Raw genomic sequence first — 23,930 nt, 5'->3', positions numbered from 1 at the left:
ACGGAGTGAGGGTGGGAGGATCTTCACCGTGGATATGTATCGCAAAGTTCGTTTGGCTTGTGCCGAGGGTATGAGCCAGCGAGAAGCGGCCCGGCATTTCGGGATATCTCGTGACAGCGTTCGCAAGGTCTTGGCGTCCTCGGTCCCGCCGGGATACCGGCGGTCAGCACCGATCCGGCGGCCCAAGCTGGATGGGTTCACCGGGATCATCGATTAATGGCTGTCGGAAGATCGGCAGCGACCGCGCAAACAGCGGCATACGGCCAAGCGGATCTTCGAACGGCTTCGCGATGAGCATGGCTTCGAGGGTGGTTACACCATCATCAAGGACTATGTCCGGGAGCAGGGTCGACGGCATCGCGAGTTGTTCGTACCGCTTAATCATGCACCGGGCCATGCTCAGACCAACTTCGGCGAAGCAGTGGTGATGATCGGTTGCATTGAGCAGAAGGCTCACTTCTTTGCCCTGGATCTGCCGCACAGCGATGCCTGTTACGTTCGAGCCTATCCAGCGGCAACGGCCGAGGCTTGGATGGACGGGCACGTCTATGCCTTTGCGTTCTTCGGTGCGGTTCCGCAGTCGATCCTGTACGACAACGACCGGTGCCTTGTGGCGAAGATCGAGCCCGACGGAACTCGCAGACGCGCTCGGATGTTCAGCGAGATGCTGTCCCACTACGTGATCCGGGACCGCTATGGGCGTCCTGGCAAGGGCAACGACAAGGGGTCCGTCGAGGGGCTGGTTGGCTATTCCCGGCGCAACTTCATGGTGCCGGTCCCGAGTTATCCGACTTGGGATGCCTTCAACAACTGGCTCGAAGAGCAGTGCCGGAATCGCCAAAACGACAAGCTGCGCGGGCACAATCAGACGATTGGAGAGCGGCTTCAACTCGATCTGGAAATCATGGCGTCGCTTCCCGCCCGGTCCTTCGAAGCCTGTGACCAGGCATCGGGCCGGGTCAGTTCCCTGTCGCTGCTGCGCTATAAGACCAACGACTATTCCGTGCCGGTTGCCTACGGCCATCGCGATGTCTGGATCCGCGCCTATGTTGACCGGGTGGTCACCGGATGTGGTGGTGAGGTCATCGCGCGGCATGTTCGCAGCTACAACCGCGAGGACATGGTCTTCAATCCGGTTCTTTACCTGCCGCTGATTGAGAAGAAGATAAACGCTCTAGGACAGGCGGCTCCGCTGGCCGGATGGGAGCTTCCCAAGGCGTTTGATACTCTCCAGAAGCTAATGGAGGCACGCATGCTGAAAGCCGGACGGCGCGAATACGTGCGGGTCCTACGGCTGCTCGAAAACTTCGAGATGGAGGAGGTTCATACTGCCGTGAAGACGGCTCTCCAGATGGGAGCAATCAGTTTTGATGCAGTGAAGCATCTGGTGCTGTGTCGGGTGGAGCGGCGGCCGCCGAGGCTCGATCTGGATGTCTAACCGTTCCTGCCACCGGTCAAGGTGGCGACGACATCTCCGGCCAGCTACATGTGCCTGACAACAGGTGCCTCGACATGAAGGAGACGCCACAGATCCTGCTGAACCACCAACTCAAAAAGCTGAAGCTGCCGACCATCCTGCGGGATTACGACAAGCAGGCTCGGCTCTGCGCTGCCGAAGGGAGAGATCACGTCCAGTTCCTGGCCCGTCTGATCGAGCTCGAACTCATCGACCGGGAACGGCGCATGATCGAACGCCGGATCAAGGCCGCGAGATTCCCCGCGACCAAGAGCCTCAATAGCTTCGATTTTGCCGCGATCCCAAACCTCAACAAGATGCAGGTACTCGAACTCGCCCGTTGCGAATGGATCGACCGTTGCGAGAACGTCATTGCCCTCGGCCCCAGCGGCACCGGTAAAACCCACGTGGCGCTCGGCCTCGGCCTGGCCGCGTGCCAGAAAGGCCTGGCGGTTCGCTTCACAACCGCTGCCGCAATCGTCCACGAGTTGATGGAAGCACGAGACGAGCGCCAGCTCCTGCGGCTTCAAAAGCAACTCGTGAAACAGAAGCTGCTGATCATCGACGAACTGGGCTTCGTGCCCCTCAGCAAAACCGGCGCTGAGTTGCTGTTCGAACTGATCTCCCAGAGGTACGAACGCGGCTCCATCCTGATCACCTCGAACCTGTCCTTCTATGAATGGACGGAAACATTCGGATCAGAGCGCCTGACACGCGCTTTGCTCGACCGGCTGACACACCATGTCAGCATTCTGGAGATGAACGGAGAAAGCTATCGCCTGGCACAGAGCAGGGCTCGGCAGAATTCCTAAAACACAAAAAAGATTGGTCCTGGCGGACCAAGACGCCTTGGCAATCGCCAGCTTTATGGGAGCGCGTTTGCCAAGGCGCCGGTCACCCAATCAGTGGACGGCATTTGCTCCGTCCCATGGCCGGTTTTTACGCCGCCGTTGACAAGCCGATTGTCAGAGCATTCGGCCAAGCCTTTGAAAACACCAGATCAGCTCAACTAGTGTAATGACTGCTTTTGGGACTAGGTTGCAAGTCGAGCTGCTGACTCGCCGCAAGACCGCTTCTAGCCCGAACCGGAAGTGTCTAGCGATCGTACAAGAAAGCTTTTCGCACCAAAATAACAGTCGTCAGCAATCCTACGCAGTTTCCGAGGATAGCGCCCATAAATTAATGTCCTCTTCCGCACTGACCTCATCAATCCTGAAGAGTTCCGCGTCGGTAAATTCCATATTTTCGACCGCACCGGCGCAATCCACGATCTGCTCGGGTCGAGAAGCGCCAATAAGTGCAGTCGTTACCCGATCACCCCTCAAGACCCAAGCGAGCGCCATCTGCGCCAATGATTGACCGCGCGATGCCGCTATCTCGTTTAGAGCCCGGACACTCGCCAGTGAACGTTCGTTGATCATACCGTCCAAGAGCGACTTGCCTTGGGTCGCCCGACTGTTCGCAGGAATTTCGTTCAAATACTTCGATGTCAAAATACCCTGTGCAAGAGGCGTGAACGCAATCGATCCGACGCCCATTTCGTCAAGCGTGTCCAATAGCCCGTCGTGTTCAACCCATCGGTTAAGCAGGTTGTAGGAAGGCTGATGGATCAGGCATGGTGTTCCAAGGTCTTTCAAGATGGCAAGCGCTTCGCGCGTTCTTTGCGAGTTGTAGCTTGAAATCCCGACATAGAGTGCGCGCCCGGAGCGCACGATATAGTCCAGAGCGCCCATAGTCTCTTCCAGTGGGGTATCCGGATCAAACCGGTGGGAATAAAAAATATCTGCGTAGTCGAGCCCCATCCGCTTGAGCGACTGGTCACATGATGCCACAAGATATTTCCGTGATCCCCACTCCCCATAAGGACCTGGCCACATGTCATAGCCGGCCTTGGTTGATATGATGAGTTCGTCCCGATAGCCTGCGAAATCAGTTTTTAAAATTTCGCCGAATGCTTCTTCCGCCGATCCCGGCGGCGGGCCATAATTATTTGCCAAATCAAAGTGTGTAATACCCAAATCAAAGGCAGTCCGGCAAAGCTCGCGCTTTGTCAGTTGCGGCGTATCCCCACCGAAATTGTGCCACAGCCCAAGGCTTATCGCGGGTAGCTTTATGCCAGACTGACCGCAACGGCGATAGACCATTTGCTCATAGCGATCGGGATCAGGAAGATAAGGGTGCGGTCGGGGTTTCGGAGGGCGTTGCACTTTGCTCATCTTTCCATAATCCTAGATCATCACACCTTGTCAATTCAACGAGATCGCAATCAGGCATCAGCAAAGCCTGCTGCAATCACTTCCAACGAACAGAAGTTGCGGCCGAAACTCGGCCGTAGGCCTTTTTGACTTCGCTGCGCTCGGCGTGAACGACAGCTGCGCAGACAAACCGGTCGTTCGCGAAAAAGCCTGGTAAATTTGCAGCTTGAACAATTGCGTTGAGGCCGGAAAGTAACTCCAGCGACATGCCTGACTTGTTTTCAATAAACCACTGGCGCAACATCTGTGAATGTCCAGATCCAATTGGGAGGTTGGCATGGCAGAGCTACGCGAAATTGGTAAGACAGGGATACGAGTCCCTCGCATCGGGTTTGGGTCGACAGGGTTGGGCAGTATTCCGGAGATCTATGGGTATGAGGTTGAGGAAGAGCGCGCGATTGATACAATTCGGGCAATTCTTTCGCAGCCAAATGCGTTCCTGGACACATCCCGTTGCTATGCCATGGGACGAAGTGAAGAGCGCATAGGTAAAGTCATTCGTGAGCTTGGCGGTTGGCCGGCCGGGCGGGTGCTTTCCACCAAAGTCGACCGGGATATGGAAACCGGTGCCTTTGATGCTTCTCAGACACGTAGGTCATTCGAGGAAAGTATTTCGGCCCTAAGTGTCGACAGCGTCGATATACTCCACGTCCATGATGTCGAATATGCAAATGATCTATCTGAGGTCAAAAGACGGGGTGGCGCGATTGAAGAGTTATTCCGCATCAAGGAGGAAGGTCTGGCAAAGGCGGTCGGAATCGCAGCTGGACGTATCGACTTGATGATGCCAATTTTGGAGGGTTGGGATTTTGACGTAGTCCTGACACACAACCGGCATACGCTGGTAAACGACAACGCGGCACCTCTGATAGAACTCGCGAAGTCACGAGGGGTTTCGATATTGAACGCGGCACCTTATTCCGGGGGTGCGCTTGCCCGAGGCAGCGCGATCCATCGCTTTTATGTCTATCGACCTGCAGATGATGAAGTACTTGCGCCAATACGTGCTGTTGAAGAGATATGCGGGCACTACGATGTCCCAGTCGGGGCGGTCGCGTTGCAACACTCTTTGAAAAATGACGACATCACTTCGACGATTTGCGGAGTGACATGGCCTCAGCATGTTCAACAGGCGATGGAATGGGCAGAGTGGTCCATTCCTGAAGGTGTTTGGGAGGACCTCGCTGAGCTCGGGAAATCTTCGGAGGATCCAGAAGCGTAGAGTCGGTTTTCGGATAGGATACTGTTTTGCCAATTGACTGCTTGGGGCTCTATCGTTTAATCCGCCGCGCCATGAGCGAACGGCGGCTGTCAGTATCGCGTCACAAAAAGGTAGACCCGTAGGAGACATGCGAATGTGACGAATTATGCTGTCTCAAATGGGTCGATTTCTCCCTAATGTGACAGTCTTCAAGCCTCGCAGACTCAAAAGTTACACATCATAGCTGCGTGTTCACGTCGTGTTCCTCATAACGCCCAAATACGCAGCTTAGGGCCAATTGGGCTATGTAGCGGCTACAATAGAAATTTCGGTTCTTGCAGTTGTATTTATTACCAAATCCAAAGCAAACTCGATCAAAGCAGTGGTTGCGCAACCGGCAACATGATCGACTGGATAAACCAAGTGTTGCCTAAAACCTCTTGAAGCTCTAGCTGCTAGAGGCTTTAAGACTCGAATTTGATCGCAAAAAGGCGATGCAACCACATTACACTTGTGAACCAGGACGAGACTTATGCTGACACGGCGCCATTTCATTCAATCAACCACAGCACTGTTCTCGGCGTCTGCGGCCAGTCCATTGATCGCCAAAACATGGCCAACCTCGTCGCAAAAGACCTATTGGGACAGCCAGGTCACGCCATTTGATTACGATCCAGCGACCTCAAATCCATGGGGCGTTCATGACCGTTTTTTACCACGACGTGTCGTAGCAAATGATGGTTTGGTTCCTGGTGACATCCATGTCGATGCCGTCGCGCGCTATCTTTACCATATCGAGGAAGGCGGGACAGCAATGCGCTATGGCGTAGCGATCGCGCGTGGGAATCTTTACGAGCCCGGTACCTATGCTATCCGGCGCAAGGTCGAGTGGCCACATTGGACGCCAACGGCTTCAATGATCGAGCGCAACCCCGAATACGCGGAATTCCGGGATGGCATGGAACCCGGGCCAAGTAATGCTCTCGGCTCTCGAGCTCTCTACCTATACGTTGGGGGTCGAGATACATATCTCAGAATTCACGGCACACCTCAGCCCAGAAGCATCGGTGGTCGCGCAAGTTCTGGATGTGTGAGAATGATCATGGCTCATATCAATGATCTCTACCCAAATGTAAAAATCGGCTCGACCGCTTTTCTATACTCGGCCGAAGATAGCGTCAAAGCCCGCTCTTAAATATTGGGCAGCGTATACGGACTTCGCTGCTCTCTTTTTTGATCAGGCGTCGCGCGCAGCGCAGATCGGAGCGCCATTCGTCGCGCGCAGTGGTACCAATGTCGTCTCGACAGGTCCGCTGTGCTCATACCAGAAGCAATTGTCATCTGGTAAAAGGCGTGCCGTAGCCAGATCCTGCCCCGGCCCTGCCAGCGCAACGACCGAATCTGGCAGATTGCCTGGTTCGAGTGCTTTACTCTTGCCCTCTGTGAATTGGGCTGAGCAACCGGCAGTAATCGAGACTAACGTGATGGTAATTGCGATCCGTTTCAGCATTGACCTGTTCCAAATTTTTTTACGTCTTCTGCAACTAGGTTGCACCCACACGGCCAGCCCGCAAGAAGGAATGAAGCATCAATATCGCGGGCAACGAACCGGATTGAAAAAGATTGAAAAAGGTATTGAAGCTCTAGTTGCTGTAGGAACTATTTGCAAAGGACCGCAGAGATTCTTGAGGTCTAACTATGTCATCCGATACCCACAACCACGACCATGGCCACGAAAATATACAAGGTCACAACGCGTGCGGCAGTAGCGGGTGTGGTGACATCGCGCCCTCCGGTCCGATTCCCGAAGGTGGCAGAAGCTTTCAGGTCTCTGGCCTAGATTGCGCCGAAGAGGTTGCGATCCTGAACCGGGTTATCGGCCCGAAAGTTGGTGGTGAAGAGCATCTCGCTTTTGATGTCATCAACGGTCGAATGACGCTTCTTGAAAGTTCTGCCAAGATATCTGACGAAGATGTCATGCTGCTGGTTGCCAGCACCGGTATGACCGCCAAACCTTGGGATGACGGAAATGCCGCCCAGGATCAGGCGACGCATATTGCGCGGCAGCGGCGGTTCACCGCACTCAGCGGAGGGTTTTGGGCGGCAGGTTTTGGTTGGCACATTTTCGAAACAGGCATGGGCGGTGCGCTCGGGCTGTTTTCGGGACATGGTGAGGTTCCGATGCCTTTAGCCGAGGCCTCTTTGTTCGCAGTCGCGATCTTGTTTGGCGTCTGGCTGGTGGCCCCCAAGGCCTGGTCTTCGGCGCATCGACTTTCGCCGGATATGAACCTTCTGATGGTTGTTGCCGTCGCTGGTGCCATCGCTCTGGGTGAGTTTTTTGAAGCGGCAACTGTGGCTTTTTTCTTTTCGCTCTCTCTTTATCTGGAAAGCTGGAGTGTCGGACGTGCTCGGAACGCGGTATCCGCGCTGCTTGATCTGGCCCCCCCGACGGTTCGGCTGGTTCGTGCTGACGGCTCAGAGGCAACGGTCCCGGCGGCGGATGTCTTTGTCGGCGACAGCTTCATCGTTCGGGGTGGGGATCGCATTCCACTTGACGGCGAAGTCATCGAAGGGGCGGGTGCCGTTGACCAGGCTCCAATCACAGGTGAAAGCGCGCTGATTCCCAAAGAGCTGGGTGATGAGGTCTATGCCGGCACAATCAATGGTGAAGGCACCCTCAAAATACGTGCAACGAAAACAGCGTCCGATACCGTGCTTGCCAAGATCATCCGGATGGTCGGTGATGCTCATGCTCGCCGTGCGCCGGTTGAGCAGTGGGTTACGAAATTTGCGCGAATCTATACGCCCATCGTTATGGTCGTCGCAGTGGCTATCGCCCTGATCCCGCCGCTTGCATTTGGCGCATCGTGGGGCTTCTGGTTTTACAATGCACTTGTTCTTCTGGTTATCGCCTGCCCCTGTGCACTCGTCATTTCGACGCCGGTTTCAATCGTTGCGGCTTTGACCGCTTCGGCCCGGGCCGGGGTTCTGATTAAGGGCGGTGCATATATCGAAGCCCCCGGGCGTACCTCCGCACTGGCCATGGACAAGACCGGCACGATCACCATGGGCGAGCCCGAAGTGGCCAATGTGTATCCGCTGGGCGACGCATCCGAGCAGGAGCTGTTGGCAAGCGCTGCCAGCCTTGAGGTTCGATCTTCACACCCGCTGGCCCGCGCCATTTTGACCAGGGCAGAACAGACCGACATTTCGATATCGGCGGCTGCAGACATCCAGACCGTTCCCGGTCGTGGTCTGGACGGCCGCACCGAGCGCGGAGGTATCTGGCTTGGCTCCGACCGCTTCGCTGAAGAGAAGGGCTTTGGCGCGTCCATCCCTGCCGAATTGCGCAACCAAATTGAGAGCGCGGGAAGCACACTTGTGGTTGTCGGGGATGAGAACGGAGTCACCGGCTTGCTTGAGCTGCGGGACCGCATTCGCCCCGAAGCCCGAAACATTGTGGCCCGGCTCCACGCGCAGGGCGTGAAGTCGATCATCATGCTGACAGGTGACAACGAACAAACCGCGAGAGCGGTGGCAGCCGAAGTCGGTATCGACGAAGTCCGGGCTCAGCTTCTACCGGAAGACAAGGTCGCTGCGATTGAGGAACTGGCAGAACAGCACGAGATGGTTGCGATGATCGGCGATGGCGTCAACGACGCGCCTGCGATGGCTCGGGCACATTATGCAGTTGCGATGGGTGCAGTTGGGTCTGATGCTGCGATTGAGACCGCAGACATTGCTCTGATGACTGATGACATCGCTAAAGTACCCTGGCTGATCGACCATTCACGTCGAACCATGTCGATCATCCGTCAGAACATCGGCTTCTCACTTGCGACCAAAGCATTGTTTGTCACTCTGACGGGTTTTGGTTTGGCGTCCATGTGGGGGGCAATCGCCGCGGATGTCGGAGTGTCCTTGCTGGTCGTGGCCAATGCCTTACGGCTTCTGAAAGCTCCGGAAGATCACACCGCCCAGACTGCGGCAAATACCCTTGGCTCGCAGGGAATAGGCGCTGCGACCACATAAGAGTGGAAGCCGGACTTCAAGGTGTCCGGCTTTCGCCTCGCTTACTGGCGCGTTACATCAGGCGCACAACTGCGATCGAAAGAAAAAACGCCACCAGGCCAAAAGCGATGGCATATCCTGTAGCGTATTGAAGAATATCAAGGCTGTTGCCATTCCGGCGCTTTGCCAGGACCCCACCCCAAACGGCGCCAACCAAGGCCCCCGCGATTGCCATCATTTTACATCCTCTGATTTGGTTCTTCTGGAGTGCAGTCCGCTTCAGGCGCGCATACCTGCAAACTGATAGCCGCGCTCCTGAAGCCGTTTTAAGAAACTCTCACGAACTAGATTCGCGTTTTTTTGCGACGGGATTGCCCAGCTGTTCCTCAAGCTGTGCCCGAGCATTTCTTAAGCGTTTTCGCGCTGCTTCGCTTTCAACCTCGTTGTTCGCAGCGGCAGCAAGTCGATCGTCAGAAAGCGGGTCCGTTGGGCGCCCGTCAACCAATACTTCATAATGAAGATTGGGGCCGGTCGCAGTGCCGCTCGACCCGACACGGCCAACCATCTCGCCAGCCTCCACGCGCTGACCTTTGGATAGACCTTCGGCGGTTGCGCTAAGATGCGTATATCGCGTGACCGTGTCCGATCCATGAGCGATTTCCACCACACGCCCATACCCCCCGCGCCAACCAACATAGGATACCCGGCCCGGAGCTGTCGCATGTACCGGCGTGCCGCGTGCAGCAGCAAAATCGACACCTGTATGCATCCGCACATTGCCGTAGACCGGGTGTTTTCGCCGACCAAAGACTGAACTCAGGCGCGCGCCTTCGACGGGTTGGGCAAAGACACGAAGAAGTTCACCATCAACATAGATCGTGGCGCGACCGTTGTCGTCGTCTGGCCATGCTATTTCGTAAAGCCGATCATCAACTTCCAGCGCCGCAAAAATGAGCTCGGACTGGCCTACCTTCTCGCCATCAATGCTCTTTTCACGCCAGAGAAGCCGAAGCGTTTCGCCACCGGTCAGATCGCGTCGAAAATCCACTGTGCCGCTCAGCATTTGAGCGAGATCCACCGCAAAACGAACCGGGATCTTTGCGCTGCTCAGAGCATTTGAGATCGAAGTTTCGATCTCTGTTTTGCGGGCCAGAATGACAGTGTCGGGTTCCGGTGAGACCACGCGCGTGGACAACGTCTCGCTAAGTGTCACTTCAATTCTCACGCCATCGTCCACGGCGAGCTCCACACTCCGCAGTTGATCCGCTGCCGTTGCAACGACTGTTATCGAGTGACCCGGCCGCAAGCGCCGCAAGTCGTATTCAGCGCCAAGTGCAAGTGCGATTTCGGCGCGATCGGTTGCGTCGATCCCCGCGTCAGACAGCATACTGTCGAGTGTGTCACCCACTGCAAGCTCGCGCGTCCATGTTCGTGAAGGTGGTTCAACAGGTGGCAAAGGTTCCTCTGCCTGAATGGGTTCCGGCTGAGCAGGTCGAATCGATACGGGGCTTGGAGCGAGTTCTGCCGATGGTACGTTCAGCAACGGAGCCGATGTGATCTGCGGTTCCGCAGGAAGTTTGGGCACCTGAAAGACCGTGGGCGCAGGCGCCGTCATTTCAGACCTGTTCGAGGCAATGAACATGATCGAAGCAATCGAGACGCTGCTGATCGCGATCGCCGAGGTTGCTAGAAATCGTGCGTTCATGATGTTGTATCCGCTCCACTTTTCAAAGCGCGGCGGATCTTGGGTACAGCGAATTCTTTCTGCTCATGATAGTCGATGGTGCTGACAAATTCGCCTGTGGGGCTAAACAGAAATACACTTGCAGTGTGGTTCATTGTGTAGTCGCCATCTTCCATTGGAACTTTTTCATAAGTGGCGCGAAAATCGTCCGCGGCCTGAGCGATTTGGTCCGAAACGCCGACCCATCCGCGAATTGCCGGATGAAAGTAGCTGACATAATCGGCCATGGCTTCAACGGTGTCTCTTTCAGGGTCTACAGTTATGAACACGACGTTCACCTCATCCGCGTCATTGCCCAGATCATCCAGCCAGAGGGAAATATCTGAGAGTGTCGTCGGGCAAACATCCGGACAGTAGGTAAAGCCGAAGAACACCATTGTTGCACGTCCGACCAGCGATTGCGGGGTGACGGTAGTCCCTTCGTGATCGACCATGCGAAAACTCATGCCCGACAACGCAAGGGGACGAAGGCGATCAGATTGAGCCGCTCCCGGCCCATCCACTTGCCACCATCCAGCAAAGAGTGTCAGGCCGATTACACCAAGTCCAGCAGCCCCGAATTTGAGAACGCGTCGCCGCTGCATCAGTTCCCAGGGCCTCGCGCAGCAATGCCAAATATCGGCACGTTGACAGTCTTTTCTGCGCCATCGGCAAAGATAAGAGTCAGCGTAAAGCTCTCGCCTTCGGTCATAGGGCGTTGCAGCCGCATGAGCATTGCGTGGAGCCCGCCCGGCTCAAGCGCTACGGAACCGCCCGGCGCAATTTCCAGCTCGCCAGCTGGTGCCATGGAACTGACGCCCTCTGCATTGGTCGATGTCTGATGGATCTCGGGCATCATCGCAAGATCGGTGCGGATAGACGTCAGCGTTACGGCCTCGTTGCCGGTGTTGCGGATCGTCATGTAAGCGACGCCAGGTCGGTTGGTACCAATAGAAGCGCGCGACCAGGCATCTTCAACGACAACATCATCGACCCCTGCCAGTACCGGTGCCGATAGAATGGCCGTCAGACCGAATGCACTTAGCATTCCTGCTGGAAATGTATTTTTTGCAGTGAGTCTCATAGTACCTCTCGCTACTGCTCAGCTTTGCAGTGCTGCAACTTCTGCAGCGACCAGGCGTCTCAATTCAGCCTCACCAAACGGATCCAGAGATTTGCCATTGACGAAGAATGTCGGAGTTTGCCGTATACCGACCGCTTCGACATCAGCGCGATCCTGATTGAGCACACCGACTGTCTGGGGTGCGAGCATTTGTGCCTGCGCGGCCTCGGCATCCAGTCCCGCTGCTGCTGCAATTCGAATAATAAGACCAGGTTCAGGCGCACCATGCGCGGCCCATTTGGGCTGCTCTCGCAACACGGCTTCCAGCACTGGTTCAAAGACCCCCTGCATGCGTGCCGCTTCAAGCACGCGGATCGCCTCCTCTGAGCCCTCGCCATGGAAAGGGGTGTACCGGATCACAACGCGCACGGCGTCTCCATGCTGTGCCATGATGTCCTTCACGACCGGATGAAAGGCGCGGCAGGCTTCACAAGCCGGATCGAAAAATTCGACGATTGTAACCGGTGCGTCCTTTGGGCCGAGAACAGGCGAGTAGGAACGGATAAGTGTTTCAGCGATTTCGGGTGCGACAGGCTCGGTATTGCCTGAAGCGGTCGTTCGGTTCACGTACCAGGAAGCGGCTCCGAATCCGGCACCACCGAATGCGAGAACGGACAAAATCAGGCCACGTCTGTTCATACTTGTTTCTCCTTGAGTGAAAGGGCGCACAGAACGCCGATTAGCGCGAATGAAACGAGCGCCATCAGCGGAATCGGGATGCCCAAAACACTTTGATTTGCGTCCGTGCAGGACGGACCACTGGCCGAGCATGGTTGGATTTTTTCGGGGATTAGACCAGCATACAGGCCCATGTGCCACAAGGCGACAGCAGCGCCCCCCAATGCCAGTGCTATCCCATATCGGCCCACGTTCTGGTCCTGCCACCACAGGCCAAGCCCCAGTACGATCGCCAATGGGAACATGAACGCACGCTGGAACCAGCACAGCACACAGGGCGTCTGCCCCAGGATCTCTCCAATGAACAGAACAGAAAGAGACGCAACCAGGGCAATCGCCCAGGCCAGGCCAAGAAGTGTATCTTTGGAAAACCGGGACATGGTGCTCAGAGTCTCTGTTTCAGATCCGCAAGAATTTCTTCGGCAGGCGTGCCATATGACCAGGACTGAACGAATCCAGCGTCCTTGTTGAACAGAAACAGATGAGAGGTATGCCCCATCGTATAACCGTCCGGCGCAGTGGCTTGTTCGATCCGTTCGTAGAAAATCGGAAAGGTCTTGGACGTTTGCGCAATCTGTTCTGGCGTGCCTGTAAGCCCAATGATCCCCGCATCGAAAAGTGGTATATACTCGGCCAGGACGGTCGGAGTGTCGCGCTCGGGGTCGATGGATATGAAGATAGGTTGCACTTGGGTTGATTGATTTCCCAGACCTTCCTGCACTGCTGCCACCTCGGACAGTGTTGTAGGGCAAACGTCGGGGCAGTTGGTGAAACCGAAAAACACCAACATCCACTTGCCTGCAAAGTCGTTCTGGGTACGGACAACACCAGAGTGATCTGTCAGTTCGAACCTGGCTTCGAACGGAACAGACCCCTCCTCAATCCGCGCAGGTCTATATTCTGACCACAGCATCAGATAGGCAAATGCCACCGTTGCGACACCAGCCAGTACCCATAAGATTTTTTGAAATACGGTCAGTTTCAAAGTTAGCCGTCCGCCTGTGATTCTTGGTTCAGAACGGCATGTACACCCTCTACCTGCTAGAGGTTCAAAGGGGATTTTGAGCCTGCGGCTGGGTGTCACAGGTCCACCGTCTAGAAGGTGCTATTGTGCGGCGTCAACCCGAGCCTACATAAGCTGTAGCTTTGTAAGGAGACCCAGATGCTGACGATCGGAACGCTTGGAAAAAAGACCGGAACCAAGGTTCAGACGATCCGCTACTACGAGCAGATCGGACTTATGCCGGAACCGGGGCGCACCGAAGGTGGCCAGAGGCGTTACGGCCATGCCGAACTGGATCGCCTTGCATTCATCCGTCATTCCCGCCAATTGGGGTTTTCGCTTGAGGCGATACGCGAACTGCTTGATTTGTCCGACGATCCGGATCGCCCATGTCATGAAGCCGACAGTATCGCGCGCCGACAACTCAAACAGATTGAGCAAAGAATGGCGCGGCTAGAAGCGTTGCGGACCGAGCTAGAGCGCATGGTGCATGAATGCAGTGGCGGCAACACCTCGGATTGTCGCGTTCTCGAAGTTCTACGCGATCATTCCGAATGTCTTACTGATCACGAAGACATCGGCGCCTAACTCCGGGCAGCGTTATTGCGAACTGGAATTAGCCTCTTGAAGCTATAGTCACTATAGCAATTACAAGTCTTTCTGAGTTGATTCGACGAGAGACCAAATGCTGAACCGAGACCCGTTGCTAACCGCCACACCTCTGCTTGATTTTGAAACACCCGCAATTTTGGGGCTCATAACTGAACGGAGCTGGCCCGATCTGCCTGTATTGGATCGAATTGGCGCTATTTATGATTTCGTGCGTAACGAGATTGCCTTTGGTTACAACCGTGCAGACGATATCCCGGCGTCAGAGGTACTCGCCAATGGCTATGGGCAATGCAATACCAAGGGCACTCTTCTGATGGCACTGTTTCGCGGCAGCGGTATCCGATGCCGTTTGCATGGCTTTACGATCCACAAAGAATTGCAGAGGGGTGTGGTTCCCGAGCTTTTCTATCCGATGGCGCCGACGGAGATTGTGCATTCATGGGTCGAAGTCGAAGCAGAGGGTACGTGGCTAAAGCTGGAAGGCTTTATTCTGGATGAGCTTTTCTTACGCGTGTTGCAGCAGACATTTCCCAAAACAGAAAGCCTGTGTGGGTATGGTGTGGGGACGGATTGCCTGAGCGATCCCCAGGTCGAATGGGAAGGCCGTGACACATACATTCAAAGAAACGGCATCGTGCAGGATTTTGGGGTCTTTGACTCCCCTGACTCCTTCTATGTCCGTCACAGGCAGAACTTTGGCTTTTTCCGTGAACTGATGTACCGAGTCGTCGTGAGGCATTGGATGAACGCACGTGTCAGAGCACTACGCACTGGCAGGCTGGTAGCAATTGTTTCGGCAACACATTCCCATGGAAACAGCGGTGAATCCGTTTGAACGCTAGATTGGAACCAAGAATTTTCCTCAACGCAGGCGATTTTCAATCAATCAAGCAAGCTTGAGGCTTTAACAAACCAGCGTGAGGGCGTGTGTAGCAGACTACACCGTCCCGGTTTCAAGCGAAGCATCCAACCTTCAACCGCGATGGAAGAAAAGGAAAGACGCGAGCCTTTTCTTTGGAGAATTCGGAAATTCCGGCTTAGTTGAATCGTTTTTGCAAGGCCGTATTCAGCGCCTCTGACAATAAAACCAGAACAATGATTGCCAACGTCACGGTCGCAGCCTTTTCATACTGAAACGACCGTACATAGGTTTGCACATACAACCCGATGCCACCGGCACCGACAATGCCCAGTATCAGGCTTTCGCGCAGATTTAGTTCAAACCGAAATACGGTATCGCGCATGATCACAGGCGCCATCTGCGGCCAGATCGCCCAACGCAACTGTTGAATTCTGTTGGCTCCCGCGCTTTCAAGCGCCGCCACAGGAGCGATAGCAACGTTGTCGATGGCTTCCGCATAGAACTTTGCCAACATGCCGGTCGCGTGAAATGTGATTGCCAGAATACCGGGAAGTGGACCCAACCCAACAGCGCCCACCATTAGCATAGCGACCAGGATCAGCGGGATCGAACGGATAACCGCAAGCAAGGCACGGACGGGACGCCAGATCGCTGGTGACACCATAGTTTCAGACGCCAGAACGGCCAGTCCCGCGGACAGGATTACAGCAAACAATGTTCCCAGAATGGCGATCCTCAGTGTCTCGGCCAGCCCCGTCAGAACCTCGCGCCAAACGGACAGGTCAGGTGGAATCATACGCCCCAGAAACTCTGCCAGACGGGGGCCCGCGCCTGGCAGCTTGCCCAATCCCATATCCCCGCTGGTCAACGACCATAGGATCGCCAGTGCCAGCATGACCCAAATGACAGATCGGCCCATCAACTGACTACACGCAGCCCCGATGTGACACCGGCACCGTGATACAGTTCATCGATGTCCCCGTTGGTCAATTGAGCCGACGGTTTGTCGAACAATACCACGCCATCTCGCAGGCCTATGATGCGCTCAGCAAAGCGGCGCGACAGGTCTGGCTGATGCGAACTGAAAATGACGCCGATTCCGCGGCTACGTGCAGAGCTGGTGATCAGGCTCAGAATTCGTTCGGCGTGAGCAGGATCCAAATTGCTGACGGGCTCATCCGCAAGGATCAACTCGGGTTCTTGTGCCAGACATCTGGCAATCGCAACGCGCTGCCGTTGTCCACCCGACAACTGATCGGCACGGCGGCTTGCCAGATCGGACAGCCCCGTATCCTGAAGCGCTCGTGTCACGCACATATGGTCCTCTTCCCGGAACCGACCCCAGAGTGAGGACCAGATATTCATCCGGCCCATCCGACCGTTCATCACATTCTGATAAACACTCTGCCGATCAACCAATGCGAATTCCTGGAAGACAAAGCCAGTATTGGCACGGTCCTCGCGGGATGGAATTCCTGTTGCCAAAAGTGGCTGGCCCAAAACCTGAGCCTCGCCCTGCCAACCGCTCAAACGACCGTCCAACAACGCCAGCAACGTTGATTTGCCCGCACCCGAAGGACCGAGTAGCGCGACGCTTTCACCGGGCTGCACTGATATTGAAACATCTGTAAGAGCTGCCGCACTGGCAAAGTGCTGCGATACCGCGTTGAGTGAAACTACAGGGTTCATTTCAGAAACCCATACCGCCGCGCAGTCTCGCGCACGCCCTCGTAAACCGATGGATCAGCAGGAAGATAGCCATCCGGGCCATAGAGGTAGGCCAACAGATGACGGTTCTCACTCTCGTTGAGGCGCAGCATGGTTTCAATGAACTTTGCCTGCAGCCCGGCGTCCAGATCAGGGCGGGCAATGATTGCGTGGCTGGGAATTTGTTCTGATTCCGCCAGCACCTTGACCTCGGCCTGCTGATCCGGGGTCAGATAGAGATCGGCATACTGGCTTGCGCCTGCCGCATCGACCAGTCCGTTGGCCATGGCCTGCATCGCTTGCTGATATCCGCCAGCAAAGAATTTCTGCCCGAAAAAGCTGTCGGCATCGCCCGTGCCCGCGAACAGCCCGGCGCGCACAAACAGATCAAGCGGATAGATGTAACCGGATTCCGAGACCGGATCGGAAAAGGCGATGTCACGTCCCCGGAGATCGGCCAGCGTTTCGATTCCGCTGTCACGCCGCACGAAGACCCGGCCCGAATAGCTGGGTTGCCCGCGATAAACCTCGGACAATAGCGGTACGGCGCCGATCTGGTCTTCGGCCAACACAAAGGGCAACGCTCCCATGAACGAGATATCGGCATCACCGTTGCGCAGCGCCTCAACGGCAGCAGCGTGGTCGAACGTGACAAACCCCGTGACCGGGACGCCCATCTGCTCTGAAAGCCAGCCGGTGATGACGTTGATGTCACCCAACAGCTTTTCGGGGTTCTCCTGCGGGATGAAGGCCAGCTTCAGCCCCTGGTCAGTTGCAGCCATTACGGGCATGGCTGCAGATGCGGCTGCAGCGACCAGAAAATTGCGGCGCGACAACATCAGAACATCCTCTCGTCAATTTCGGCCTGCATGGACTTGAACAGTTCCCACTGGCGGATGGCTTCGGTCCAGTTTCCTTCGGCGCTGGCATCGCCAACCGCTCGCAGGATCGCGGCGAATTCGTAGATTTCGGGCTTGGCGTTCTGATTGACCATGACACTGGCATCCGCGGCCAGATCAGGAGCTACCGTGTCGATCAGAACCGCTATGTTTTCGGCATCCTGCATCGGCAGCAGGGTATCGAGCGTACTGGCGAATGTCGTCAGCTCTTCCCAGGACAAGCGGAATACGCTGTTGCGACCTTCGAATACTTGATAGGGGTCTTCACCGTCTCCAACAGCTTCGACGTAGGCCGTCAGATCTGCGCGCTGTGCTTCGTCCAAACCCAAATTTTTGGTATCATTGAACCAGTCAACAACGCTGGCCAGCGTCGGCAGCGATCCGTCATGCATGTAAGGTGCAGTGAAATTGACGTTGCGCAGCGTCGGGGTTTCGAACGCAGAAGCCGTGCCGCCGGGGAATGGTGGTTCAGCGCTGCCGATGTCGTAGGTCAGACCATCGCGGAACTGACGGTCAGGCGTGTGACACGAAGCGCAGGATTTGTCACCAAGTCCGGCAAATTTGGTGTTGAACAGCAACTCCCCGCGCTTGGCGGCATCTGACGCCAGATCGGTCAGCTTGCCGGACCGGTCGATCTTTGGGTTGGGAAGAAAGTCGAACTGTTTGACATAGGCTTCCAGCGCGTCCAGTTGGAACGGCGTTGGTTCCTTTCCCGCGAATTCGGTCACAATCACATTTCGGATGAACCGGCGCAGGCTGGGTTCGCGCCCGTCGCGGCCATAAGGTGCGGTAAAGCGGATGCCACGCATAGAAGGCGTGTCCAAGTGATCATCGGTCCGGTCATTGAACATTGGATTGAAAAACGATCCGTCCACATCCATCCCACCCGGATGGGATGAAAGGCCCGGAATGAAGAAATCCCGGTTCACGTCGGAGCGGTTGTGGCAGGTCGAGCAGGCGATGCCCAACTCACGCGCCGGGCCGCCGAAGATTTCGGGGCTGTCGAACAGCATGTCACCGTAGGCCACCAGCGGTAGATTAGCTTCATCCTCACCCGCCTCCTCAAACTGAAGAACCAGCCGCGGCAGCTGCGCCTGATCTCCGATGTTTGACCCTGGCGGCAGCGTGGCGGGCATTGTGATTTGTTCGCCGGAAAGCACAACTGTTTCAGGCAGCGGTGTTAACTTGTCGCGTTGGGCATACTCGGATGGCAGATAGTTGGCACGAATATAGGCAGCGACAATGGCCTGAGCTTCTGCAAATTGGTCGGCATCCACCGTTTGGGCGCCGTTGCCCAGTACTCCTGCGCTGCCAAGGGTGGAGTTCAGAACCAGCCATGCCCGACCCAGGTCGCGAGCCGCCGACGTGTCCGCAGCCTTGATACCATCTTCGAATGCGCGGAACAGAGCAGCCGCTTGCGCGACCTCGCGGGCCGCCTCAGGCTGACCCAGCGCGGTCTTTGCGACATCCAGATGGCGCAGGATTCCCTCCGCAATGGCAGTTGTGCTTGCTTCGAACAGCGCCTGCCGATCTTCGGCTTGCATAGCTTGGTTGATCGCAAGCGCTTCGTTGTCGGAGACGCGTGATAGGGGAGCGACCTGAATGTCACTGCCAGGTGCGGGCGAAGTCCAACTCCTCTCAATTTCATCCCAGGGAACCGGGGTTAGGTTCCCCATGAACAAGGTCAGTCGATACGCGGCAGCGCGTGGGGCCCAAGGCGATTCTTCAATCGCCGTGGCATCCGCGATCACTGGCAGTGCGCAAAGAAGTGTGGACGCTATCAGATGTTTCATAGCACTGTCTATTAAAGTTAGCCTTGTCTAATTTAATGATGAAGGCATGCTCATTGTCAAGCTCGGCTTTCAGGTGCATACACTGGAGACTAGACCAGCGACGTAATCATGAGCCGATGACCGAAACAAAACCGGTAAATTCAGATCGTAGTATTGATACCCAGGCGAGCGGGTTTGAGGCTGTGCGACAGGCCCACCAAAGCGAAATGGTTGAAGACTACGTTGAACTTATCGCGGAGCTGATCCATCAGAATGGCGCGGCGCGCCCGGTCGAAATAGCCGAGCGATTGGGCGTGACCCAACCTACGGTTTCCAAGAATTTGGCTCGTTTAAAACGAGAGGGTTTCATTGAGCAAATACCCTACCGCTCACTTCAGCTGACCGATGCCGGGCGTCAATTGGCGGAAGCTTGTAGAAGGCGTCACCGGATTGTCGTGGAGTTCCTGATCGCCTTGGGCGTTTCACCGGAAGTCGCAGAGCATGACGCTGAAGGCATTGAGCATCATGTAAGTGACGAAACTCTTGCAGTGTTTGAACGGTTCGTTGGGCGGGCCGATGAAGCAAAGTAGAAGCAAATAGAGCCTCAAATATGTTTGCGAAATTTGGCAGATCTAATTTCAGATCGACAGAGATTGTCCTAAGTTGCAGCTAGATAGTGACGCTATCTGAGGGTGAGTGGCCCGCGGCACGAAACTACGTGGTACCTGAAAATCGACACAGGTGCAGCGTAGTGAACGAACCCTTAGAACAAGAATCCAATTCGGTAGACGATCTGGCTCACTTAATAATCGGCGTTAAGATTTCCAGCGGCAAAATATCTGAATAAAGCAGCGATCTCCATACTGAATGGGCGAAACTAAAAGACTGCGTAAGAATAACATATGTCGAAATCAAAGTGGCACTCATTGCACTGCTGACGAGGTGGCCACAACTGATCAGTTAGTTTTCGGTTCCTGTCCTAGCGAGATCCAATACACCTTTGTTCAACTGGCCTTTAGTGGTATTCTTTTGACAAAAATCAAAATGAGCCGAGCAGTTCCTATGAAAAGACGTCTGTTTCTCTCTGGCTGCATAGCCGCCTTTTTGTCTGGCTGTGCAAGCAAGTTCCGTACTTACAATGGGCCGGTTGTGACTCGGCTTCGACTATACAAAGGGCAGCGCCTACTTATCCTCGATGGTAGTGAGCGTGTCTTGCGAACTTTTCCGATTGGACTCGGATTTGCCCCCGAAGGTCACAAGCAATTCGAAGGAGACGGGCGAACACCTGAAGGCTCCTATGTAATTGACCGTCGCAATCCCGAAAGTCTTTTCCATCTTTCAATCGGAATCTCTTATCCGAACGAGGCGGATTCTGCGTTTGCCCGAGCTCGGGGTCGTTCTCCGGGCGGTGATATTTTTATACATGGCGGCCCTCGCCCTGGAATTGATCCCACGAACAAGCGTGACTGGACCGCAGGGTGCGTCGCTGTCACAGATCAGGAGATTGAAGAGATCTACGCTATGGTCAAAGACGGAACGCCAATCGAAATCTATTCATAGAGGGACAGGTTCCAAATAGACAACGATTGCGGACTTGCCTTGGCGCTACGTTGACGGCGTCAGAAGCTATTACTGGAGCTTTCACGGCCAACGCCAGACTCGCTGTTTCGGCGAACTGGTAAGCACGTCCTGTGAAACCACGCTGGGCAAGATCCTCCGTTATACTAGGGCATTGCAGAGATACGGCCTCAATCTCCAATTTTTGGCTGTTCGAACGAAGGTGACAGCGTCTACTGCCTTCGCGTCTAAGGGCTCTGTAGTCAAGCTTTGAACGTGACGCATTTTCAGCAGAATAGGAGATTTAGAAACCAGAGTTAGAGTGAGCTCTACTACGGTGGCACAGCGGCGTAAGGTAAATTATGTGAAACATGCACCTGCGGGCTTTTTCAAAGACAAAGCAGTGCGTTTTAGCCGAATTCAGAGATACCTAATCCGCAATCTTTGATCACGGTTACACGCAAGTTCCTCGACCACCTCGTTTGCACTCAAGTTAAACTCTCTCGCGAGATCCGTGATCTGGACCGGCTGAAAGCTATCAGCGTTCCGAACCAGTCTGCCGTCTTCAAAAGCGATAAACTCGTGAGACCTGCCACCCCAACGGACAATCCCACCGCATAGTCGCTGACTTTCCATATTGACCAGTTCGGCCACAGGGTCGGCAAAGAAATCGCTCCACTTAAGAAATCCAGTACTGACTGCCCGCGCCACTGCTTGTTCAATCGTCCGGCTTTTGAGCTTGGTGGTGATTGAAGCAGTCAGTGCCTCTAACATTCGCGAAGAATGCCCCGTCTGCCTGGCAATGACAGACGGTATCAAACCCGACGCGAGCATCTTCAACACATCCAGCTCATCGCCTGACAGGGAATCCGAGGGAAAGTTGAATACAGTTTCAATGACATCTAGGGCAAGCAGGTGCAGAACCTGTGCCTCATGGCGCAGGGCAGGGAGCATTTTCGCGACCAATGCGTCCCATTCGGTGCGAGGAGCATTGGACGTGACGGTAAATACGCCCCGCTCCCCGAAGGGGTTGATAACCGGAATGGAAAGACCGTTACGTCCAACGCCAAATTTTCGGGCTGCCTCAAAAAGCGCTGCGTAGTCAGCCTGGTTGTCGAACACTGACCAGTCGATCGGTGCGATCATTGTGGCGCCAAACCGAATGAGGGGATCGGCCAGAACCAGATCGTTGTCAACGTAATACCTGACCCATTCGGCTGAAAACGTGGTGCAGCCGTGGACAACGTTGTGATGTTTGTCGATATGGGCATAGGAAGCATTTTCCAATCCAAACCTTTGGCAAATCTCCTGGAGGCGTGCCTCCCCGGTTTGCCGGAAATCCAGTTCAGAATTGCCAATATCTGCGATTTTCATAGGTCGTCTTTCTGTTCCGCGTCGCCTTCGCGACCCAGTAGCAACCTAAAGCCGAACAAACCACTCGGGAATTCCCGTAGCCAATCATAGGTTTGTATACAGTTCTGTTCTGGAGGCGGAAACAGAGCAAAATCTTGCCGGTGAGGCCCATGAATTTGCGAAGCTGGCAACATACCAACGAGCAGGGTTGGAGCAACGATCTCGTATCCTAGCGAAGCCCGTCGTCCTCCTCCCGCGCCCTTCGCGCCAACAGCCCCATGAAACTGGAAATCAGGTTCAATTCACCTCGTTCATCCGCCTTAACCATTCCGCGAAGATATCCGCCCGGATTAACCACGGGCGGCAGCCGCGGATCACTCAGCCTCGCATCCGTGACCACTCCAGCCACGATTGCCCCCATGATGGTCAACCGTTCGATTGCCGCATGCCAAGCGGAGATATTGGTGCCGATTTCCGAAAGCCGGGACCAAACGCCGGTCTCGATCGCATAGAGTGTCGGAGAGGAATTCTGAACTCCACCCCCGGCAATATCGATATGCATGCGCAGCTCAGGTGAGGCCAGGTCATACAGGATGTGATTGTTCACCCGAGGCAGGTTTTGGGCCTTGCATGATATCAGATCCGTCGGATGATTGCTTTCTAAGCAATTCGGAGGGCCGTCAGGCCCAGAGCCAGAACAATCTGGTTCCGAGGCTTCAGCCGAGGACATTGTTACTTCGCCATCGGCGTTACAGGACAGAATTTTTTCTTCAATATGGTCTTGTATATGGGACCCGAAACCAGCTTCGGGTTCACCCGAAATTTCACCGGGTTTTGCGATATGATCTTCGATCCGCTTCCAAAGGTCGTGAGCCGCCTGAACATGTAGCCTAAGCGCCTCCAGCGACATGTATTTCAGCTTGTCGGCGCGCGGCCAGGATCGAAATTCCTTCATCATGTCTTCCACGCCGTCAGGAGGGCAGGGAAGTGAAGTAAGCACTGCGAGGCTGCACTTTACATATCGATAAAGCCGTGATCGATCACCGCGCAACGCATCATGCTCTTTCTTCTCGGCCTTGCTCCGCACTTCTGCGTCGCGCATCTCGGGAATGAGGTTCAGGGCAGGGGTCAGGAATAGGCCAAGCCCCTTGCGCTTACACCGCGCGCCATTAGCGCCGAGCCTGCGCTCGATCAGGCCAATGGCTTCCAGCTCGCGTTCATGATTGTGGATTGTCCGATCTGTCAATCCACGCCCGGCAATGAGTGTTTCCTGTCGCGCGTAGCAAAAGGGTTCCAGAGACGGGTCCCGAAAAGCAGATGGCGAGATCATGTCGATTATTATCTCATAGGTGCGAATACACTGGGCCGATGCGCCCCTGATCTGGGCATAGCATACACAGAGCTGCCGAAACCTGTCACGGTTCCAGCCTTCGGGAAGGCCGTTGTGGTAGCGTCGCGCACTTTGAAGTTTGGCAGATGAAATGTGCCGAAAGCTCATGGCTTTGGCCTCGCTTTTAAAAGGCCGGAATTGTCATCGCAGCTTCGCGGGGCAGGGTATTCGGTATGGTTCAACGGTCTCATGGTCTGCTTCTCATCGGGGAAGCAAGGCGCGTCGAACCTCAGCAAAAAGACAGAGAAAAACCGTTCGCACAGATGCGTTTATCCTTGTCAGAATTTTGGGAATTTCCTATAAATCAGGTGATCAAACTTGACTTAAG

24 protein-coding genes and 1 pseudogene are annotated in these 23,930 nt (G+C 55.1%); 9 read left to right on the top strand and 16 right to left on the bottom strand.

The window, feature by feature from the left end:
• The first annotated feature begins 34 nt into the window (after positions 1-34).
• Both istA and istB read left to right on the top strand, forming a co-directional pair.
• Positions 35-1,516 (top strand): annotated as a pseudogene (gene istA, locus ACR0J2_RS19080) (IS21 family transposase).
• Positions 1,513-2,268, top strand: coding sequence for an IS21-like element helper ATPase IstB (gene istB, locus ACR0J2_RS19075; RefSeq protein WP_480813481.1), 756 nt, complete (start codon positions 1,513-1,515; stop codon positions 2,266-2,268). The pseudogene istA and the gene istB overlap by 4 nt, the downstream one beginning before the upstream one ends.
• A 336-nt stretch (positions 2,269-2,604) precedes the next feature.
• Here the strand turns inward: istB and mgrA are convergent, their stop codons facing one another.
• Positions 2,605-3,672 (bottom strand): L-glyceraldehyde 3-phosphate reductase, encoded by a 1,068-nt coding sequence (gene mgrA, locus ACR0J2_RS19070; protein ID WP_170808341.1) that lies wholly within the window; start codon positions 3,670-3,672, stop codon positions 2,605-2,607.
• Between the two features lie 76 nt (positions 3,673-3,748).
• On the bottom strand, positions 3,749-3,955 hold the full coding sequence (locus ACR0J2_RS19065; RefSeq protein WP_480813480.1) for a hypothetical protein: 207 nt from the start codon (positions 3,953-3,955) through the stop codon (positions 3,749-3,751).
• Positions 3,956-3,988: 33 nt separating this feature from the next.
• On the opposite strand from ACR0J2_RS19065, the gene ACR0J2_RS19060 reads away from it, so the two are divergent.
• Together ACR0J2_RS19060 and ACR0J2_RS19055 are read left to right on the top strand one after the other, a co-directional pair.
• Positions 3,989-4,933 carry an aldo/keto reductase gene (locus tag ACR0J2_RS19060; RefSeq protein WP_480813479.1) on the top strand — a complete coding sequence of 315 codons (945 nt, stop codon included), beginning with the start codon at positions 3,989-3,991 and terminating at the stop codon, positions 4,931-4,933.
• Between the two features lie 511 nt (positions 4,934-5,444).
• Complete coding sequence (locus tag ACR0J2_RS19055; RefSeq protein ID WP_171676677.1) at positions 5,445-6,107, top strand: L,D-transpeptidase; 663 nt, start codon at positions 5,445-5,447, stop codon at positions 6,105-6,107.
• A gap of 42 nt (positions 6,108-6,149) precedes the next feature.
• Here the strand turns inward: ACR0J2_RS19055 and ACR0J2_RS19050 are convergent, their stop codons facing one another.
• On the bottom strand, positions 6,150-6,422 hold the full coding sequence (locus ACR0J2_RS19050) for a hypothetical protein (protein ID WP_171676679.1): 273 nt from the start codon (positions 6,420-6,422) through the stop codon (positions 6,150-6,152).
• Positions 6,423-6,610: 188 nt separating this feature from the next.
• On the opposite strand from ACR0J2_RS19050, the gene ACR0J2_RS19045 reads away from it, so the two are divergent.
• Positions 6,611-8,944, top strand: a complete 2,334-nt coding sequence (locus ACR0J2_RS19045) for a heavy metal translocating P-type ATPase (protein ID WP_171676681.1) — start codon at positions 6,611-6,613, stop codon at positions 8,942-8,944.
• Between the two features lie 52 nt (positions 8,945-8,996).
• On the opposite strand, the gene ACR0J2_RS19040 is transcribed toward ACR0J2_RS19045, so the two are convergent.
• The 7 genes from ACR0J2_RS19040 to ACR0J2_RS19010 form a co-directional block, all read right to left on the bottom strand.
• Positions 8,997-9,161, bottom strand: coding sequence for a hypothetical protein (locus ACR0J2_RS19040; RefSeq protein WP_170481525.1), 165 nt, complete (start codon positions 9,159-9,161; stop codon positions 8,997-8,999).
• A 99-nt stretch (positions 9,162-9,260) separates the two neighbouring features.
• A complete protein-coding gene (locus ACR0J2_RS19035; protein WP_171676683.1) occupies positions 9,261-10,628 on the bottom strand; it encodes a M23 family metallopeptidase in 1,368 nt (455 codons plus the stop codon).
• Positions 10,625-11,251, bottom strand: a complete 627-nt coding sequence (locus ACR0J2_RS19030; protein ID WP_171676685.1) for an SCO family protein — start codon at positions 11,249-11,251, stop codon at positions 10,625-10,627. Before ACR0J2_RS19030 ends, ACR0J2_RS19035 begins: the two co-directional genes overlap by 4 nt.
• A complete protein-coding gene (locus ACR0J2_RS19025; protein ID WP_171676687.1) occupies positions 11,251-11,694 on the bottom strand; it encodes a copper chaperone PCu(A)C in 444 nt (147 codons plus the stop codon). The genes ACR0J2_RS19030 and ACR0J2_RS19025 overlap by 1 nt, the downstream gene beginning before the upstream one ends.
• A 54-nt stretch (positions 11,695-11,748) precedes the next feature.
• Positions 11,749-12,408: a DsbA family protein gene (locus ACR0J2_RS19020; protein WP_171676689.1), complete on the bottom strand. Its 660-nt coding sequence runs from the start codon at positions 12,406-12,408 to the stop codon at positions 11,749-11,751.
• Positions 12,405-12,827, bottom strand: a complete 423-nt coding sequence (locus ACR0J2_RS19015) for a disulfide bond formation protein B (protein WP_171676691.1) — start codon at positions 12,825-12,827, stop codon at positions 12,405-12,407. The genes ACR0J2_RS19020 and ACR0J2_RS19015 overlap by 4 nt, the downstream gene beginning before the upstream one ends.
• Before the next feature lie 5 nt (positions 12,828-12,832).
• Complete coding sequence (locus tag ACR0J2_RS19010; protein ID WP_171676744.1) at positions 12,833-13,360, bottom strand: SCO family protein; 528 nt, start codon at positions 13,358-13,360, stop codon at positions 12,833-12,835.
• A 249-nt stretch (positions 13,361-13,609) separates the two neighbouring features.
• Here ACR0J2_RS19010 and ACR0J2_RS19005 point away from each other — a divergent pair, with 249 nt between their 5' ends.
• Positions 13,610-14,038, top strand: a complete 429-nt coding sequence (locus ACR0J2_RS19005) for a MerR family transcriptional regulator (protein WP_170424832.1) — start codon at positions 13,610-13,612, stop codon at positions 14,036-14,038.
• 97 nt (positions 14,039-14,135) lie between these two features.
• Positions 14,136-14,897 carry a transglutaminase-like domain-containing protein gene (locus ACR0J2_RS19000; RefSeq protein ID WP_171676693.1) on the top strand — a complete coding sequence of 254 codons (762 nt, stop codon included), beginning with the start codon at positions 14,136-14,138 and terminating at the stop codon, positions 14,895-14,897.
• A gap of 202 nt (positions 14,898-15,099) precedes the next feature.
• On the opposite strand, the gene phnE is transcribed toward ACR0J2_RS19000, so the two are convergent.
• The 4 genes from phnE to ACR0J2_RS18980 are packed head-to-tail and all read right to left on the bottom strand — an operon-like array spanning position 15,100 to position 19,323.
• The gene (phnE, locus tag ACR0J2_RS18995; RefSeq protein WP_171676695.1) at positions 15,100-15,843 is read right to left on the bottom strand and encodes a phosphonate ABC transporter, permease protein PhnE; all 744 of its coding nucleotides are present in this window, start codon (positions 15,841-15,843) and stop codon (positions 15,100-15,102) included.
• Positions 15,843-16,613: a phosphonate ABC transporter ATP-binding protein gene (locus ACR0J2_RS18990; protein WP_171676697.1), complete on the bottom strand. Its 771-nt coding sequence runs from the start codon at positions 16,611-16,613 to the stop codon at positions 15,843-15,845. The genes phnE and ACR0J2_RS18990 overlap by 1 nt, the downstream gene beginning before the upstream one ends.
• Positions 16,610-17,470 (bottom strand): phosphate/phosphite/phosphonate ABC transporter substrate-binding protein, encoded by an 861-nt coding sequence (locus tag ACR0J2_RS18985; protein ID WP_171676699.1) that lies wholly within the window; start codon positions 17,468-17,470, stop codon positions 16,610-16,612. The genes ACR0J2_RS18990 and ACR0J2_RS18985 overlap by 4 nt, the downstream gene beginning before the upstream one ends.
• Positions 17,470-19,323, bottom strand: coding sequence for a cytochrome c peroxidase (locus ACR0J2_RS18980; RefSeq protein WP_170634649.1), 1,854 nt, complete (start codon positions 19,321-19,323; stop codon positions 17,470-17,472). The genes ACR0J2_RS18985 and ACR0J2_RS18980 overlap by 1 nt, the downstream gene beginning before the upstream one ends.
• Before the next feature lie 116 nt (positions 19,324-19,439).
• Here ACR0J2_RS18980 and mntR point away from each other — a divergent pair, with 116 nt between their 5' ends.
• Both mntR and ACR0J2_RS18970 read left to right on the top strand, forming a co-directional pair.
• Positions 19,440-19,892, top strand: coding sequence for a manganese-binding transcriptional regulator MntR (gene mntR / locus ACR0J2_RS18975; protein ID WP_171676701.1), 453 nt, complete (start codon positions 19,440-19,442; stop codon positions 19,890-19,892).
• A 472-nt stretch (positions 19,893-20,364) separates the two neighbouring features.
• Positions 20,365-20,862, top strand: a complete 498-nt coding sequence (locus tag ACR0J2_RS18970; protein WP_171676746.1) for a L,D-transpeptidase family protein — start codon at positions 20,365-20,367, stop codon at positions 20,860-20,862.
• Between the two features lie 417 nt (positions 20,863-21,279).
• Here ACR0J2_RS18970 and ACR0J2_RS18965 read toward each other — a convergent pair whose 3' ends face one another.
• Both ACR0J2_RS18965 and ACR0J2_RS18960 read right to left on the bottom strand, forming a co-directional pair.
• Positions 21,280-22,233 (bottom strand): helix-turn-helix transcriptional regulator, encoded by a 954-nt coding sequence (locus ACR0J2_RS18965; protein WP_171676703.1) that lies wholly within the window; start codon positions 22,231-22,233, stop codon positions 21,280-21,282.
• Positions 22,234-22,441: 208 nt separating this feature from the next.
• Complete coding sequence (locus ACR0J2_RS18960; RefSeq protein WP_171676704.1) at positions 22,442-23,710, bottom strand: helix-turn-helix domain-containing protein; 1,269 nt, start codon at positions 23,708-23,710, stop codon at positions 22,442-22,444.
• Positions 23,711-23,930: the final 220 nt, after the last annotated feature.

Source organism: Ruegeria sp. CG4 (assembly GCF_056537185.1).
This window is presented reverse-complemented; position numbering and strand designations above follow the sequence as displayed.

Excerpts from the sequence above, each read along its gene's own strand:
- ACR0J2_RS19010 (WP_171676744.1), bottom strand. The coding sequence starts at position 13,360 with ATGCTGTGGTCAGAATATAGACCTGCGCGGATTGAGGAGGGGTCTGTT.
- ACR0J2_RS19035 (WP_171676683.1), bottom strand. The coding sequence starts at position 10,628 with ATGAACGCACGATTTCTAGCAACCTCGGCGATCGCGATCAGCAGCGTC.
- ACR0J2_RS19030 (WP_171676685.1), bottom strand. The coding sequence starts at position 11,251 with ATGCAGCGGCGACGCGTTCTCAAATTCGGGGCTGCTGGACTTGGTGTA.
- ACR0J2_RS18960 (WP_171676704.1), bottom strand. The coding sequence starts at position 23,710 with ATGAGCTTTCGGCACATTTCATCTGCCAAACTTCAAAGTGCGCGACGC.
- ACR0J2_RS18990 (WP_171676697.1), bottom strand. The coding sequence starts at position 16,613 with ATGAACCCTGTAGTTTCACTCAACGCGGTATCGCAGCACTTTGCCAGT.
- ACR0J2_RS18965 (WP_171676703.1), bottom strand. The coding sequence starts at position 22,233 with ATGAAAATCGCAGATATTGGCAATTCTGAACTGGATTTCCGGCAAACC.
- ACR0J2_RS19050 (WP_171676679.1), bottom strand. The coding sequence starts at position 6,422 with ATGCTGAAACGGATCGCAATTACCATCACGTTAGTCTCGATTACTGCC.
- ACR0J2_RS19045 (WP_171676681.1), top strand. The coding sequence starts at position 6,611 with ATGTCATCCGATACCCACAACCACGACCATGGCCACGAAAATATACAA.
- ACR0J2_RS19065 (WP_480813480.1), bottom strand. The coding sequence starts at position 3,955 with ATGTTGCGCCAGTGGTTTATTGAAAACAAGTCAGGCATGTCGCTGGAG.
- ACR0J2_RS18980 (WP_170634649.1), bottom strand. The coding sequence starts at position 19,323 with ATGAAACATCTGATAGCGTCCACACTTCTTTGCGCACTGCCAGTGATC.
- phnE (WP_171676695.1), bottom strand. The coding sequence starts at position 15,843 with ATGGGCCGATCTGTCATTTGGGTCATGCTGGCACTGGCGATCCTATGG.
- ACR0J2_RS19040 (WP_170481525.1), bottom strand. The coding sequence starts at position 9,161 with ATGATGGCAATCGCGGGGGCCTTGGTTGGCGCCGTTTGGGGTGGGGTC.
- istB (WP_480813481.1), top strand. The coding sequence starts at position 1,513 with ATGAAGGAGACGCCACAGATCCTGCTGAACCACCAACTCAAAAAGCTG.
- ACR0J2_RS18985 (WP_171676699.1), bottom strand. The coding sequence starts at position 17,470 with ATGTTGTCGCGCCGCAATTTTCTGGTCGCTGCAGCCGCATCTGCAGCC.
- ACR0J2_RS19055 (WP_171676677.1), top strand. The coding sequence starts at position 5,445 with ATGCTGACACGGCGCCATTTCATTCAATCAACCACAGCACTGTTCTCG.
- ACR0J2_RS19000 (WP_171676693.1), top strand. The coding sequence starts at position 14,136 with ATGCTGAACCGAGACCCGTTGCTAACCGCCACACCTCTGCTTGATTTT.
- ACR0J2_RS19020 (WP_171676689.1), bottom strand. The coding sequence starts at position 12,408 with ATGAACAGACGTGGCCTGATTTTGTCCGTTCTCGCATTCGGTGGTGCC.
- ACR0J2_RS19005 (WP_170424832.1), top strand. The coding sequence starts at position 13,610 with ATGCTGACGATCGGAACGCTTGGAAAAAAGACCGGAACCAAGGTTCAG.
- ACR0J2_RS19025 (WP_171676687.1), bottom strand. The coding sequence starts at position 11,694 with ATGCTAAGTGCATTCGGTCTGACGGCCATTCTATCGGCACCGGTACTG.
- ACR0J2_RS19015 (WP_171676691.1), bottom strand. The coding sequence starts at position 12,827 with ATGTCCCGGTTTTCCAAAGATACACTTCTTGGCCTGGCCTGGGCGATT.
- ACR0J2_RS18970 (WP_171676746.1), top strand. The coding sequence starts at position 20,365 with ATGAAAAGACGTCTGTTTCTCTCTGGCTGCATAGCCGCCTTTTTGTCT.
- ACR0J2_RS19060 (WP_480813479.1), top strand. The coding sequence starts at position 3,989 with ATGGCAGAGCTACGCGAAATTGGTAAGACAGGGATACGAGTCCCTCGC.
- mgrA (WP_170808341.1), bottom strand. The coding sequence starts at position 3,672 with ATGAGCAAAGTGCAACGCCCTCCGAAACCCCGACCGCACCCTTATCTT.
- mntR (WP_171676701.1), top strand. The coding sequence starts at position 19,440 with ATGACCGAAACAAAACCGGTAAATTCAGATCGTAGTATTGATACCCAG.